This window comes from Paraburkholderia sp. GAS82 (assembly GCF_050436285.1).
GTDB lineage: Bacteria > Pseudomonadota > Gammaproteobacteria > Burkholderiales > Burkholderiaceae > Paraburkholderia > Paraburkholderia phenazinium_B.
In genome coordinates, this window is the sequence record NZ_JBNDLX010000006.1 from 260,612 (window position 1) to 274,152 (window position 13,541).

13 protein-coding genes are annotated in these 13,541 nt (G+C 63.3%); 7 read left to right on the forward strand and 6 right to left on the reverse strand.

The window, feature by feature from the left end:
• Positions 1 to 68 precede the first annotated feature (68 nt).
• The 7 genes from P3T17_RS20385 to waaA all read left to right on the forward strand — a co-directional run bounded on the left by P3T17_RS20385 (position 69) and on the right by waaA (position 9,044).
• Positions 69 to 1,463, forward strand: coding sequence for a phosphomannomutase/phosphoglucomutase (locus P3T17_RS20385; RefSeq protein ID WP_429286341.1), 1,395 nt, complete (start codon positions 69 to 71; stop codon positions 1,461 to 1,463).
• Between the two features lie 340 nt (positions 1,464 to 1,803).
• Entirely contained in the window at positions 1,804 to 4,032 is a 2,229-nt protein-coding gene (locus P3T17_RS20390) for a TonB-dependent receptor (RefSeq protein WP_429408699.1), read from the forward strand.
• A gap of 83 nt (positions 4,033 to 4,115) precedes the next feature.
• Positions 4,116 to 4,799 carry a Fe2+-dependent dioxygenase gene (locus P3T17_RS20395; protein ID WP_429408700.1) on the forward strand — a complete coding sequence of 228 codons (684 nt, stop codon included), beginning with the start codon at positions 4,116 to 4,118 and terminating at the stop codon, positions 4,797 to 4,799.
• Positions 4,796 to 5,521: a PepSY-associated TM helix domain-containing protein gene (locus P3T17_RS20400; protein WP_429408701.1), complete on the forward strand. Its 726-nt coding sequence runs from the start codon at positions 4,796 to 4,798 to the stop codon at positions 5,519 to 5,521. The genes P3T17_RS20395 and P3T17_RS20400 overlap by 4 nt, the downstream gene beginning before the upstream one ends.
• A 125-nt stretch (positions 5,522 to 5,646) precedes the next feature.
• A complete protein-coding gene (gene waaC, locus P3T17_RS20405; RefSeq protein ID WP_429408702.1) occupies positions 5,647 to 6,648 on the forward strand; it encodes a lipopolysaccharide heptosyltransferase I in 1,002 nt (333 codons plus the stop codon).
• 124 nt (positions 6,649 to 6,772) lie between these two features.
• On the forward strand, positions 6,773 to 7,657 hold the full coding sequence (locus P3T17_RS20410) for a Kdo hydroxylase family protein (RefSeq protein WP_074265552.1): 885 nt from the start codon (positions 6,773 to 6,775) through the stop codon (positions 7,655 to 7,657).
• A gap of 76 nt (positions 7,658 to 7,733) precedes the next feature.
• Complete coding sequence (waaA, locus tag P3T17_RS20415; RefSeq protein WP_429408703.1) at positions 7,734 to 9,044, forward strand: lipid IV(A) 3-deoxy-D-manno-octulosonic acid transferase; 1,311 nt, start codon at positions 7,734 to 7,736, stop codon at positions 9,042 to 9,044.
• A gap of 21 nt (positions 9,045 to 9,065) precedes the next feature.
• Here the strand turns inward: waaA and ureG are convergent, their stop codons facing one another.
• From ureG to ureA, 6 genes are all read right to left on the reverse strand, one after another.
• Entirely contained in the window at positions 9,066 to 9,713 is a 648-nt protein-coding gene (gene ureG / locus P3T17_RS20420) for an urease accessory protein UreG (RefSeq protein WP_429286336.1), read from the reverse strand.
• A 12-nt stretch (positions 9,714 to 9,725) separates the two neighbouring features.
• Positions 9,726 to 10,406, reverse strand: a complete 681-nt coding sequence (locus P3T17_RS20425; RefSeq protein WP_429408704.1) for an urease accessory protein UreF — start codon at positions 10,404 to 10,406, stop codon at positions 9,726 to 9,728.
• Complete coding sequence (gene ureE / locus P3T17_RS20430; protein ID WP_429408705.1) at positions 10,393 to 11,124, reverse strand: urease accessory protein UreE; 732 nt, start codon at positions 11,122 to 11,124, stop codon at positions 10,393 to 10,395. The genes P3T17_RS20425 and ureE overlap by 14 nt, the downstream gene beginning before the upstream one ends.
• A gap of 2 nt (positions 11,125 to 11,126) precedes the next feature.
• A complete protein-coding gene (gene ureC / locus P3T17_RS20435) occupies positions 11,127 to 12,833 on the reverse strand; it encodes an urease subunit alpha (RefSeq protein WP_074265547.1) in 1,707 nt (568 codons plus the stop codon).
• A gap of 67 nt (positions 12,834 to 12,900) precedes the next feature.
• The gene (locus P3T17_RS20440) at positions 12,901 to 13,206 is read right to left on the reverse strand and encodes an urease subunit beta (protein ID WP_429286333.1); all 306 of its coding nucleotides are present in this window, start codon (positions 13,204 to 13,206) and stop codon (positions 12,901 to 12,903) included.
• A gap of 18 nt (positions 13,207 to 13,224) precedes the next feature.
• On the reverse strand, positions 13,225 to 13,527 hold the full coding sequence (ureA, locus tag P3T17_RS20445) for an urease subunit gamma (protein WP_074266173.1): 303 nt from the start codon (positions 13,525 to 13,527) through the stop codon (positions 13,225 to 13,227).
• Positions 13,528 to 13,541: the final 14 nt, after the last annotated feature.

The following is a 13,541-nucleotide window of genomic DNA, read 5'->3' on the forward strand; positions in this document are numbered from 1 at the left end:
CACCCACGACCGCCGATAACCACACAAGGTGCCGGTCAACTTTTCCAATGCACGCAAGTGAGCCAACCATGATTTCCAAATCCATTTTCAAGGCGTATGACATTCGTGGCGTGATCGGCAAGACACTCGACGCCGATACCGCCCGTCTGATCGGCCGCGCGTTCGGCAGTGAAGTGCGTGCACAAGGCGGCGACGCCGTCGTGGTGGCCCGTGACGGCCGCCTGTCGGGCCCCGAACTGATCGGGGCGCTGTCCGATGGCCTGCGCTCGGCGGGTGTCGATGTCGTCAACGTCGGCATGGTGCCCACGCCGGTCGGCTACTTCGGCGCGAGCGTGCCGCTGCAACTGCCGGGTGGCGAGCGCCGTGTCGACTCGTGCATCGTCGTGACGGGCAGCCACAATCCGCCGGACTACAACGGCTTCAAGATGGTGCTGCGCGGCGCGGCTATCTATGGCGAGCAGATCCTCGCGCTGCATCAGCGTATCGTCGACGACAACTTCGCGAGCGGCAGCGGCAGCTACACGGATTACGACATTTCCGATGCTTACCTCGATCGCATCGTCAGCGACATCAAGCTGGCGCGTCCGCTGAAGATCGTCGTGGATACCGGCAACGGCGTCGCCGGCGGCCTCGCTCCGAAGCTGTTCAAGAAGCTCGGTTGCGAGCTGGTCGAACTGTTCACGGAGATCGACGGCAACTTCCCGAATCACCACCCGGACCCGGCTCACCCGGAAAACCTCCAGGACGTGATCAAGGCGTTGAAGGAAACCGACGCTGAAATCGGTTTCGCGTTCGACGGCGACGGCGACCGTCTGGGTGTCGTCACCAAGGACGGCCAGATCATCTATCCGGACCGCCAGTTGATGCTGTTCGCCGAAGAAGTGCTGTCGCGCAACAAGGGCGCGCAGATCATCTACGACGTGAAGTGCACGCGCAATCTGGCGAAGTGGGTGAAGGAGAAGGGCGGCGAACCGCTGATGTGGAAGACCGGCCATTCGCTGGTGAAAGCCAAGCTGCGCGAAACCGGTGCGCCGCTGGCTGGCGAAATGAGCGGCCACGTGTTCTTCAAGGACCGCTGGTATGGCTTCGACGACGGCCTGTACACGGGCGCGCGTCTGCTGGAAATCCTGGCGCGCGTCGACGATCCGAGCGCGTTGCTGAACTCGCTGCCGAATTCGCATTCCACGCCGGAGCTGCAACTGAAGCTCGAAGAAGGCGAAAACTTCGAGCTGATTGCGGGACTGCAGAAGAATGCGCAGTTCACCGGCGCGGACGACATCGTGAAGATCGACGGCCTGCGCGTCGAGTACCCGGACGGCTTCGGTCTGGCGCGCTCGTCGAACACTACGCCGGTCGTCGTGATGCGCTTTGAGGCGGATAACGACGCCGCGCTGACGCGCATCCAGGAAGACTTCCGCCGTGTGATTCTGGCCGAGAAGCCGGACGCCAAACTGCCGTTTTAACCGCTTGCTTCTGCAAGAGGCGCATCAGGCGCGCCTCGTTAGACCAAAAAACGCTGGCTCGATGCCGGCGTTTTTTTATAGAGCTCGTGCGCGGGGGCGGGAAATTCTTTCAAAGAACTTTCTGTAATAATTCGAAACGATTTATTCGACCCGCATGAATTCCTTACGATTGAAATGTTTTGAAACATATGAAATGATAGTAATTCTCATTAACAACTAACGCCAGCCCACCGCTTCCGTCCCGTCGACTGGAGAGCGGCCAGCCAGCCGCCGATTCCTTCGTCACACAAACCGTCATCGCATGCGGTTTCTGACAAGGACTTCCACCGACGAGATTCCTATGTTCAATAAAACGCCGCTGGCAACAGCGCTGGCGCTAGCTTTGTCCGTTCCATTTGCGGCGCCTGCGTTGGCGCAGACCACAGCGACGACTCCCGCGCAGGCTGCGCCTTCGGGCGCGTCGTCCAATGCATCGCCTGGCGTGTCTCCAGACGCGTCTTCCAGCGCAGCATCGACTAGCGGCACGCTGCCGACCATCGCCGTGTCGGGCCAGGGTGTTCAGCAGGATTTCCAGGCCGAGCGCTCGACGGTAGGCGCCAAAACGCCCACGGCCCTACGCGACATCCCTCAGACGGTCACGGTCATTAACAAGGCCGTGCTGCAGTCGCAAGGCGCGACCTCGTTTCAGGACGCGTTGCGCAATGCGCCCGGCGTGACGATCGGCGCGGCCGAAGGCGGCCAGATCGGCAATAACGTCAACCTGCGCGGCTTCACGGCGCAGAACGACATCTATCTCGACGGCTTCCGCGACCGCAACCAGTACTACCGCGATACCTTCGACCTCGAAGAGATCGAGGTGCTGTACGGCCCGTCGTCGATGTTGTTTGGACGCGGCTCGACGGGCGGTGTGATCAACCAGGTCAGCAAGAAGGCCAACCTTCAGGAGTCGGGCGACGTGTCGGCAACCGTCGGCACCAACGACCGTTACCGCACCACCGTCGACCTGAATCATCCGCTGACGGATACGTCCGCGATCCGGATCAATGCTTTTGGCCAGAGCCTGGGATCGACACGCGACGCCGAGAAGAACAAGGACTACGGTATCGCGCCTGAAGCGCGTTTCGGCATCGGCACGCCGACCGAGGTCACGCTCTCCGCGCTGATCCAGCACAACTACGACATGCCGGACTATGGTGTCCAGGCGCTGAACGGCCATCCGTCGCCGGTGCCGAAGAACACGTTCTACGGCCTCACGACCGACCGCACCATCCAGGACGTGCAGACATTCAACGCGAGCATCAAGCACAAGTTCTCCGACGATCTCACGCTGCGCAACCAGACGCAAATCTCGCATTCGATGACGGACGCGCGCGAAACCGCGCCGCAATCGGTGCTGACGGGGCCGCTCGCGACGAGCCCGGCGCTGACCAACGGCAACTACACGTCGCTGTCGCCGTCGGACCTGTTCATCAAGCTGCAGAGCCACGACCGCGTGATCCAGAATCACTCGATCTACAACGACACGACGCTCGAGTACAAATTCAACACCGGGTTCATCAAGCATGACCTGATTGCCGGTGTCGAAGTGGGACACGACAGCTACACGAACCAGGCCTACACGCGCAACAACCTGCCGATCGTGTCGATGGTCAACCCGGTCTATCTGTCCAACCCGGCAGGGGTGACGACCACGACGGGGAATTACGCGGACTCCGGGTCCAACGAAATTGCCGGCTACTTCAACGACACGGCTTCGCTTGGCGATCACTGGAAGCTGATTGGCGGTCTGCGTTGGGATCGCTTCCAGGCGCAGATCCACAATACGATCAGCGCGCCGTCGTACGCCAGCCAGACCAACTTTTTCACCAGCGTGCGCGCCGGCGTGATCTACCAGCCGACCGACTGGCAATCGTATTACGTCTCCTACGGCACCTCGTTCGATCCTTCGCTCGAAGCGCTGACGGTGACCAACCTGACGCAGAATCTGGCGCCGGAGTCCACCCGTTCGTATGAAGTGGGCGGCAAGTGGGATCTGCTCGGCGGCAATCTGTCGGTGACGTCCGCGTTCTTCCGCGAGGAAATGACCAACGCGCGAACCCAGGTCTCGCCGACCGAGTACGAGCTTGATGGCGACATTCGCGTCGACGGTTTCCAGGCGGGCGTAACCGGGCACATCACCGACAAGTGGCAGGTTTACGGCGGCTACACGTACATGGACGCCACCATCGTGCAGGCGGCCGACGGCACCCAGGGGAACGTCCCGGCCAACACGCCGCGCAACACGCTGACGTTCTGGACGACGTACTCGCTGACGCCGCACTGGGAGATTGGCGGCGGTCCGAGCTACATGTCGGCGCGCTATGCCTCGAACACGAACTTTGTCGAGGTCGGCGGCTATACCCGTTGGGACATGACGGCGGCCTATCACGCGAAGAAATACGACGTGCGCCTGAACCTGCTGAACCTGACCAACAAGTCGTACTACGATGCGCTGATTCCGTCCGACGGTGGCCGTTCGGTGCCAGGCATTGGCCGCACGCTGCTGGCTACGGTCGATTACCGGTTCTGACGCAGGCTTGCGTGAACTTCCGGGGTCACCGTGTTGACGCAACCTGTTCGTACAATGCGGCGACTCCGCGAAAGGATTGACTGATGCTGTTGCAGATTCCGAATGTGCTCAACGAGGAGCAACTGCGCTTCGTGCGCGAACGGCTCGATGCGGCGGGCGATGCCTGGGTCGATGGCCGGGCTACCGCCGGCTATCAGGGCGCGCCGGTCAAACGCAACCAGCAGATCGAGCAGTTCTCGCCGCTCGCGCGCGAGCTGGGCGATGTGATTCTCGCCGAGCTCGAGCGGCACCCGCTCTTTATCAGCGCAGTGTTGCCCAACCAGGTCTATCCGCCGCTGTTCAACCGTTACGAAGGCGGCATGCAGTTCGGCAGCCACGTGGACGGTGCGGTGCGTCTGTTGCCGAACGGCAGCAAGGTGCGCACGGATGTGTCGATGACGCTTTTTCTCTCCGCCCCGGATGAATACGACGGCGGCGAACTGATCATCGAGGATACCTACGGCGTGCAGCAGGTGAAGCTGGCGGCCGGCGACATGATCGTCTATCCGGCCACCAGCCTGCATCAGGTCGCGCCGGTCACGCGCGGCGTGCGGCTCGCGAGCTTCTTCTGGGCGCAGAGCCTCGTGCGCAGCGATACGCAACGCGCGCTGCTGTTCGATATGGACACGGCGATCCAACGCCTCAACTCAACCCAGGCTGACGACGCGGCACGCCGCAGTCTCGTTGGTTGCTATCACAACCTGTTGCGTCTTTGGAGTGAAACATGAGTACACCGGTTATCGACGATGCCGGCGTTGGTTCGAGCCCCGTGCTCGACAAGCCTGCGCGGGAGACCGGCCCGCAGGGTGCCGAAACCTCCCGGCAACCGAAAAGCGCACGGCGTATCACCTTCATCAAGTGGCTGCGCAAGGTGCACGGCTGGATTGGGCTGTGGGGCGCGGTGCTCGGCCTGCTGTTCGGCACCACCGGCTTTCTGTTGAATCATCGTGGCGGACCGTTGCGCGTCTCCACCGGGGAGCCCGTGGTCTCCACGGTGCAGGTGCCGCTGCCGCAACCCGCGCCCGAAACGCCGCGCGAGCTGGCAAAGTGGCTCAAGCAGGAACTGAAGCTGGCAGGCAAGCCAGGACGCATGCAGAACGAGCCGGCGCATCGGGTGGCATGGGGCGAGCGCAGCATGATGCAGCCGGAACACTGGGAAATCAGTTTCGCCTCGCCGCACGAGAACGCCGCGGCGGACTACTGGGTCGGCAATGACTTCGTGACCGTCAAGCGCACGGAAAACGCCTTTCTCGCCACGCTGACCAACCTGCACAAGGGCGTGGGCATGAGCGTCGGGTGGGTGCTGGTGGTCGATACGCTGGCAGGCAGCCTCATCCTGCTGTCGTTGACCGGCGTGCTTCTGTGGACCGAATTGAACCGTCGCAAGACGGTGGGCGCGGTGCTCGTGGTCGGGTGCATCGTGACCATGCTTTGCGCCGGGCTTCTCTGAGCCGTACCCTCGCGCGGCGTGGTATTCACTTACCCCGCCGGGTTTTTTCATGGTTTTTGCACGCGACGCGCTAAAATTGCCGTCCTTTCAACGCATCTTATCGCCGGATTGCCGGCGATCCCCACTTGAGCGTGCAAAAGATACTGATCGTGCGAGTGTCGTCGCTGGGCGACGTCGTTCACAACATGCCGGTGATCGCGGATATCCATCGCCGCCATCCCGAGGCGCAGATCGACTGGCTCGTCGAAGAGAGCTTCGTGGGGCTGGTGCAGCTCGTGAGCGGCGTGCGCCGGGCGATTCCGGTGTCGCTGCGGCGCTGGCGCAAGCGGCTCTTTTCGCTTGAGAACTGGCGCGAGATCGGCGCGTTCCGGCGCGCGCTCGCCGCCGAGAACTACGACCTGGTGATCGACTGCCAGGGGCTCATCAAGACCGCGTGGGTGTCTAGCATGGCACGCGGCCCGGTGGTGGGCCTCGGCAACCGCACGGACGGCGCCGGCTACGAATGGCCAGTGCGCTTCTTCTACGACAAGCGTGTGCCGATCGAAGCTCGTACCCACGTGGTGGAGCGCACGCGTCAACTGGTCGCCGCCGCGCTGGACGACCCCAAGCCCGAACCCACCGACGAGATCGACTTCGGCCTCGATACCGGCCGCGCCGCGCTGGCCCTGTCCGAGGCGAATCTGAACCTGCCCGTGCCGTACGTGGTGTTCGTGCACGCCACCTCGCGGGCCGACAAGCAATGGCCGGACGCCGCGTGGATCGAACTGGGGCAGGCGCTGGTGCTGCGCGGCGCCTCGATCGTGCTGCCGTGGGGCAGTGACGCGGAGCGCGTGACCAGCGAGCGGCTTGCCAGGGAGTTCGGTGCGGCGGCCATCGTGCCGCCGCGTCTGTCGTTGCCTGCGGTGGTGGGACTGATCGACGGTGCTGCTGCGACCGTCGGAGTTGATACAGGTCTAGTCCACATCGCGGCGGCGCTGAAGCGGCCCACGGTCGAGTTGTACAATTTCGCCACCGCGTGGCGCACCGGCGGCTACTGGTCGCCGAATGTCATCAATCTCGGCACCGCTGGCCAGCCGCCGACGCTGCAGCAAGTGAAGTCCGCGCTGACTGGTTTCGGGTTGTTATAGCGCTCAGCGACCAGCCTGCCGGGCCACGCGCGCAGCAATGCTTGACCAGAGGGCAGGATGCTGCAGGACAGCAACCACGCTGCAAGCCACCAGAATTACGCTCCATCCGCTTTCAAGGGCGACCATGAACGAAACCCAGATCATCGAAGTTGCAAGCGCTGACTGGCACGGACACAACCTGTCTGTGCCGCGCGAGACGCTGCTGGCCGGCGTCGAACGCGGCAAGGTGCTGTATTTTCCCAATCTGCGCTTTGCGATCGAAGGGGGCGAGCAGGCGCTGCTCGATCCCGCGCTGGCCGATCCAAATCGCAAGAACATCAGTCTCGAGCCGAACGGCGGCGCGCTGCATGGCGTGGTGGGCGATGCGGTGACGCAATCGGCCGTGCGCGCTTTGATCGCACGTTATCAGACCAATGCGCGCACGCTGGTTGATGGCCTCTTCCCCGAGTACGACGGCAAGCTGCGCGTCGCGCCGACGAGCCTGCGTCTGCATCAGGTGGAAACGCGTCAGACCTCGTGGCGCAAGGACGATAGCCGCCTGCACGTGGATGCGTTCCCGTCGCGCCCGAACTACGGCGAGCGCATCCTGCGCGTTTTCACCAACATCAATCCGGCCGGCGCGCCGCGCGTGTGGCGCGTGGGTGAGCCGTTCGAGGACATGGCCAGGCGCTTTCTGCCGAGCATCAAGCCGCAGATGCCCGGTTCCGCGTGGCTGATGAACCTGCTGCACGTGACCAAATCGCTGCGCAGCGAATACGATCATCTGATGCTGAATCTGCACGACAGCATGAAGGCCGATCTCGAGTATCAGAAGTCGAGCCCGCAGGAGACCATGCCGTTTCCGCCGGGCTGCGTGTGGGTGTGCTTCTCCGATCAGACTTCGCACGCCGTGATGTCCGGTCAGTTCATGATGGAGCAGACCTTCTTCCTGCCGGTCAAGGCGATGGCGCAACCCGAATGCGCGCCGCTCGGCATTCTCGAACGCCTCAAGGGCAGGGCGCTGGTTTGAGCGCCGCCGGCTTTGCGCGGGGCTGCGCCGATTTCGACTTCATCGACTTCCCTCTGGACGCGAGTGCGGAGTGCGGATGCTGAGGGCAATCTATAACGCCCTCTGGTGGCTCGTCGCGCCGCTCGCGGTGCTGCGCCTGTTGATCCGGTCGCGTAAGGAGCGCGGTTATCGCGAGCATATCGGCGAACGCTTCGGCTACACGCGTGGCCGCGTGCCCGAGGACGATGCGCCGCTGATCTGGGTGCATGCTGTATCGGTGGGCGAGACGCGCGCGGCACAGCCGTTGATCGAGGCGCTGATGAAAGCGCGCCCCGATGCGCGCATTCTGCTTACGCATATGACGCCGAGCGGCCGCGCCACCAGCGAGCAACTCTTCGGTGATCGCGTGATGCGCAGCTACGTGCCGTATGACATGCCGCATGTGGTGCGCCGTTTCTTGCGCGCGTGGCGCCCGACGCTTGGCCTCGTGATGGAGACCGAAGTGTGGCCGACGCTGATCGACCAATGCCGACGTGCCGATGTGCCCCTGGTGCTGACCAATGCGCGGATGTCGGCGCGCTCGTTCAAGCGGGCCGCGCGGTTCGGTAAAGGGACGCGTGAGGTGTTTGGTGGTTTTGCGCGGGTGTTGGCGCAGAGCCCGTCGGATGCTGAGCGTTTGACTGCACTCGGCGCGCGTAACGTGGCGGTGCTCGGCAATCTGAAGTTCGATATGAGCACGCCGCCGGAACTCGCGGCACGTGGGCATGCCTGGCGCACGGCGATCGGTTCGCGGCCGGTGTGGGTGGCTGCGAGCACGCGTGAGAATGAAGAGGAGCTTGTGCTGCAGGCGTTCGCGGCGTTAGGTGTCGAGGATGCGTTGCTGATTCTGGTGCCGCGTCATCCGCAGCGCTTTAACGAAGTGGCGGCGCTGGTCGAGAAGGCCGGGCTGCGCTATGAGCGTCGTTCGACCTGGGCGCCGGGCGCAGCAGGCGCGTCGGTGCAGGGCGTGGGCCGGGCGTTGCCGGCGAGCGTGACCGTGCTACTCGGCGATTCGATGGGTGAGTTGGGTGCTTACTATGCGGCGTCCGATCTGGCGTTTATCGGCGGCAGTCTGTTGCCGCTGGGTGGACAGAATCTGATTGAGGCGTGTGCGGTGGGCGTGCCGGTGCTGATCGGGCCGCATGTGTTCAATTTCACGCAGGCCACGGCCGATGCCGTGGCGGCGGGCGCGGCGGTGCAGGTGCAGGATCCGGCGGATCTGGCGAGAGCGTTGCGTGAACTCTTCAACGACAAGGCGCGGCGCACGGCAATGAGCGGCGCGGCGTCGGCGTTTGCCGCGCGCCATCGCGGCGCGACGGCGCGCACGGTGGATGTGTTGATGGCGTTGTTGCCGGAGGTGGCGGAGTAACCTCCGCCTGTTGCTGACGTATCACACCGTCAGCAACCCCTTCTTCTCGATAAACGCGATCACTTCGTCAAGGCCGTCGAGCTTCTTCAGGTTGCACATCACGAACGGCCGCTCGCCGCGCATTTTCTTCGCATCGGACGCCATTACGTCGAGGTTCGCGCCGACCATCGGTGCGAGGTCCGTCTTGTTGATCACCAGAATGTCCGACTTCGTAATTCCCGGGCCGCCCTTGCGCGGAATTTTCTCGCCACCGGCGACGTCGATCACATAGATCGTCAGGTCCGACAACTCGGGGCTAAACGTCGCCGCCAGATTGTCGCCGCCCGATTCGATGAACACGATGTCCGCATCGGGAAAGCGCGTCAGCATGCGATCGACTGCTTCCAGGTTGATCGAGGCGTCTTCGCGGATCGCGGTGTGCGGGCAGCCGCCCGTTTCCACGCCCATGATCCGTTCGGCCGGCAACGCGCCCGCTACGGTCAGCAGACGCTGGTCTTCCTTCGTATAGATATCGTTGGTGATGGCGACGAGGTCGTAGCGGTCGCGCATCGCCTTGCAGAGCATTTCGAGCAGCGTGGTCTTGCCGGAGCCGACCGGGCCGCCGACGCCTACGCGCAGCGGCGGCAGTTTCTTGGTGCGATGAGCGGTGTGGTGCTGAGGTGCGTTCATGATCGATCTTTTCTATGAGCGGAAGAGCCGCGAGTATTGCGACTCGTGACGCGCCGACAAAATGCCCAGTTGCGGCGCGAAGGTGTTGATGTCGTCGGGCGTTGTGGCGAGTGCGCGCTGGACGGCGGCGTCTATCGGCGCGCGCAGAGCCACGATGATGCGTTGTCCTGCGAGTTGCCCAAGTGGGACGGCCTTCAGTGCGGCTGCGGCCTGGTTCTCGACCCAGCTGAATGCGTACGCGGCGAGCGCGGCGTCTGCGGAGACGTCATGGGCGAAGGCAGCAAATGCGAAGGCTGTCGGTTGTGCCAACGGTGTGAGTGCCGCGAGCGTCGTGCGGCGCTCCGCATCGCCCCATTCGAGCGAGACGCACAACTGCCGCAGCGACCAGCCCATTTGCTCGGTTTCGCGGCGCAGTTCCGCGGATTCGCGGCTTGCGAGGAATTCGCTGTTGGCGAGGGCGAGGCCCGCCGCGTCATGGGCATGCCAGCGTTCAATCTGATGCGCGAGAAACGGTAGCTCGCCGAGCCCCAGGACTTCAGTGAGGCCACTGGCGATCCAGTCGCGGGCGCTATCGGCGTCGGTGATCAATTGTGCTTCGATGGCCGCTTCGAGGCCCTGCGAATAGCTGAACGCACCGATCGGCAACGCCGGCGATGCGAGATGTAGCAAGGCTGTGAGTTCAGCGATGCGCATGTTTGGTGTGGTCGTGATCGTGGTCGCAGGACGCGTCGCAGTCGGTGTGGTCGTGGCTGTGACCGTGCTCGTGATCATGTTCGTGGCTGTGATTCTCGCCATGTGCGTGCGCATGCCCGGTGCCGTGGTCGTGCGCGTGGCCATGGTCATGCCCATGGCTGTGATCGTGCCCGTGATCATGCTCGCCACCATGATCATGCCCATGATGCTCACCATAAACCTGCTGCGCTAGCGCATAGTCCTCGGCAAACGTCTCGTCATGCCCATGCTTATGCCCACCGCCATAAGCGCCGGACTCTGGCTGAAACGGCAACGTCAGCTGCTCGACCATCGCGCCGATCCGCTTGAGCATGTCCGCGAGCACCGGATCGTATTCGAGCTTCAGATAATCGGCCCCAACTTCAACCGGCGTATGCCGATTACCAAGGTGATAAGCCGCGCGCGTAAGCGTCAGCGCATCCCGCGCGGTGACCATCAAAACGGCCTCAGGCGCCGCGACTACCCGCACCAGCGCACCATCCTGCGCGACCAGCACGTCGCCATCGCGCAGCACCGTGCCACGCGGCAACACTAGCGCCACCTCTTCGCCATTATCAAGCGTCGCCGCCAGACGGCTCTTGCGACGCGCATCGAAGTCGAGTGTCAGCGTCGGTGCACGCTTGACCAGCACCGCTGCGAGCTTGATCTTCGGATCGATCAGTTTGTCGATAGTGCGCATGATTAGAACAGGAAGTAACGTTGCGCCATCGGCAGCACGGTGGCCGGTTCGCAGGTCAGCAACTGGCCGTCCGCGATCACCTGATACGTTTCCGGATCGACGCTGATGGCCGGACGCCACGCGTTGTGAATCATGTCGGCCTTGCTGATGTTGCGGCAGTTCTTCACCGGCACGATACGCTTGGTCAAACCATACCGCTCGGCGATACCCGCATCCGCGCCCATCTGCGACACGAAGGTCAGCGAGGTACGCGCCAAAGCGCCTCCGCGTGTGGCGAACATGTCGCGGTAGTGCACCGGCTGCGGCGTCGGGATCGACGCGTTTGGATCACCCATCTGCGCCATCGCGATCATGCCGCCCTTGAGAATCAGCGATGGTTTAATGCCGAAAAACGCCGGTTCCCAGAACACCAGATCAGCCCACTTGCCCGGTTCTATCGAGCCGACTTCGTGCGCAATACCATGCGTGATAGCCGGATTGATCGTGTATTTCGCCACATAGCGTTTGGCGCGGAAGTTGTCGGCGCGAGCGTTGTCTTCCGGCAGCGCACCGCGTTGCACCTTCATCTTGTGCGCGGTCTGCCACGTGCGGATGATCACTTCGCCCACGCGGCCCATCGCTTGCGAATCGGAAGACAGCATCGACAGCGCGCCGAGGTCATGCAGGATGTCCTCGGCAGCAATCGTCTCGCGACGAATCCGCGATTCGGCAAACGCGATGTCCTCTGCAATCGACGGGTCCAGGTGGTGGCACACCATCAGCATGTCGAGGTGCTCGTCGAGCGTATTGACTGTGTACGGGCGGGTCGGATTGGTCGACGACGGCAGCACGTTCGCCTCGCCGCAGACCTTGATGATGTCCGGTGCGTGGCCGCCGCCCGCGCCTTCGGTGTGATACGTGTGGATCGTGCGGCCCTTGAACGCGGCCACGGTCGCTTCGACGAAGCCTGCTTCGTTCAGCGTATCGGTGTGGATCGCGACCTGGGTGTCGGTGTCGTCGGCAACGGACAGGCAGTTGTCGATGGCCGCGGGCGTCGAGCCCCAGTCCTCGTGCAGCTTCAGGCCGATCGCGCCCGCGGCGATCTGCTCGGTGGCTGGCTCTGGCAGGCTCACGTTGCCCTTGCCGAGAAAGCCGAGATTCATCGGATAACCGTCGGCGGCCTGCAGCATGCGTTCGAGGTGCCACGGTCCGGGCGTGCAGGTGGTGGCATTGGTGCCGGTAGCCGGACCCGTGCCGCCGCCGATCATCGTCGTCACACCGCTCGCGAGCGCTTCATCGATCTGCTGCGGGCTGATGAAGTGGATGTGTGTATCGATGCCGCCCGCCGTTACGATCAATCCTTCGCCGGCGATCACTTCGGTGGCCGCACCAATCGGAATCGTCACGCCCGGCTGGATGTCGGGATTGCCCGCTTTGCCGATCGCGGCAATGCGGCCATTCTTGATGCCGATATCGGCCTTCACGATGCCCCAGTGATCGAGGATCACCGCGTTGGTGACGACCGTATCGACGACATCGGCCGCGACGCGCTGCGATTGGCCCATGCCGTCGCGGATCACCTTGCCGCCGCCGAATTTCACTTCTTCGCCGTAGGTGGTGTAGTCGCGTTCGATTTCGATCAGCAATTCGGTGTCGGCGAGTCGCACGCGATCGCCGGTCGTGGGGCCGAACATTTCCGCGTACGCGCGGCGGCCAATACGTAATGTCATGGTGTGAAGTCCGGAAAAGGGCAGGGCGGGTATTCGTGACGTTCGACGACGGGGCTCATGCCACGCGTCAGAGCGGTCCCATCACCTTGCCGTTGAAGCCGTAGACGACGCGGTTGCCCGCCAGCTCGACCAGCTCGACCGTGCGTTCCTGGCCGGGCTCGAAACGCACGGCGGTACCCGCCGCAATGTTCAGACGGAAGCCGCGTGCCGCCTCGCGGTCGAACGACAGCGCTGGATTCACTTCATAAAAATGGTAGTGCGAACCAATTTGCACGGGACGGTCACCGGTGTTCGACACCGTGACCGAGACCGTTGCGCGGCCCGCATTGAGTTCGTGCTCACCGTCGTCGGTGAGAAGTTCGCCGGGAATCATCAGGGGCTCCGGGGCGGGTCAGGGAATCGGATGGTGGACGGTCACGAGCTTCGTGCCGTCGGGGAAAGTGGCTTCGACCTGAATGTCCGGAATCATCTCCGGTACGCCTTCCATCACGTCGTCGCGCGTGAGCAGCGTGGTGCCGTAGTGCATGACTTCGGCGACTGTCTTGCCATCGCGAGCCGCTTCCATCAGCGCTGCCGAGATGAATGCGATCGCCTCCGGGTAATTCAGTTTGAGGCCGCGTGCGCGGCGACGTTCGGCCAGTAGCGCGGCCGTGAAGATCAGCAGCTTGTCCTTCTCGCGGGGTGTCAGCTTCATCGGATGTCTGGTTG

What these genes read in the sequence shown, in the direction of transcription:
- P3T17_RS20385 (WP_429286341.1), top strand. Translation starts at nt 69, where the DNA reads ATGATTTCCAAATCCATTTTCAAGGCGTATGACATTCGTGGCGTGATC.
- P3T17_RS20390 (WP_429408699.1), top strand. Translation starts at nt 1,804, where the DNA reads ATGTTCAATAAAACGCCGCTGGCAACAGCGCTGGCGCTAGCTTTGTCC.
- P3T17_RS20395 (WP_429408700.1), top strand. Translation starts at nt 4,116, where the DNA reads ATGCTGTTGCAGATTCCGAATGTGCTCAACGAGGAGCAACTGCGCTTC.
- P3T17_RS20400 (WP_429408701.1), top strand. Translation starts at nt 4,796, where the DNA reads ATGAGTACACCGGTTATCGACGATGCCGGCGTTGGTTCGAGCCCCGTG.
- P3T17_RS20410 (WP_074265552.1), top strand. Translation starts at nt 6,773, where the DNA reads ATGAACGAAACCCAGATCATCGAAGTTGCAAGCGCTGACTGGCACGGA.
- waaA (WP_429408703.1), top strand. Translation starts at nt 7,734, where the DNA reads ATGCTGAGGGCAATCTATAACGCCCTCTGGTGGCTCGTCGCGCCGCTC.
- ureG (WP_429286336.1), bottom strand. Translation starts at nt 9,713, where the DNA reads ATGAACGCACCTCAGCACCACACCGCTCATCGCACCAAGAAACTGCCG.
- P3T17_RS20425 (WP_429408704.1), bottom strand. Translation starts at nt 10,406, where the DNA reads ATGCGCATCGCTGAACTCACAGCCTTGCTACATCTCGCATCGCCGGCG.
- ureE (WP_429408705.1), bottom strand. Translation starts at nt 11,124, where the DNA reads ATGCGCACTATCGACAAACTGATCGATCCGAAGATCAAGCTCGCAGCG.
- ureC (WP_074265547.1), bottom strand. Translation starts at nt 12,833, where the DNA reads ATGACATTACGTATTGGCCGCCGCGCGTACGCGGAAATGTTCGGCCCC.
- P3T17_RS20440 (WP_429286333.1), bottom strand. Translation starts at nt 13,206, where the DNA reads ATGATTCCCGGCGAACTTCTCACCGACGACGGTGAGCACGAACTCAAT.
- ureA (WP_074266173.1), bottom strand. Translation starts at nt 13,527, where the DNA reads ATGAAGCTGACACCCCGCGAGAAGGACAAGCTGCTGATCTTCACGGCC.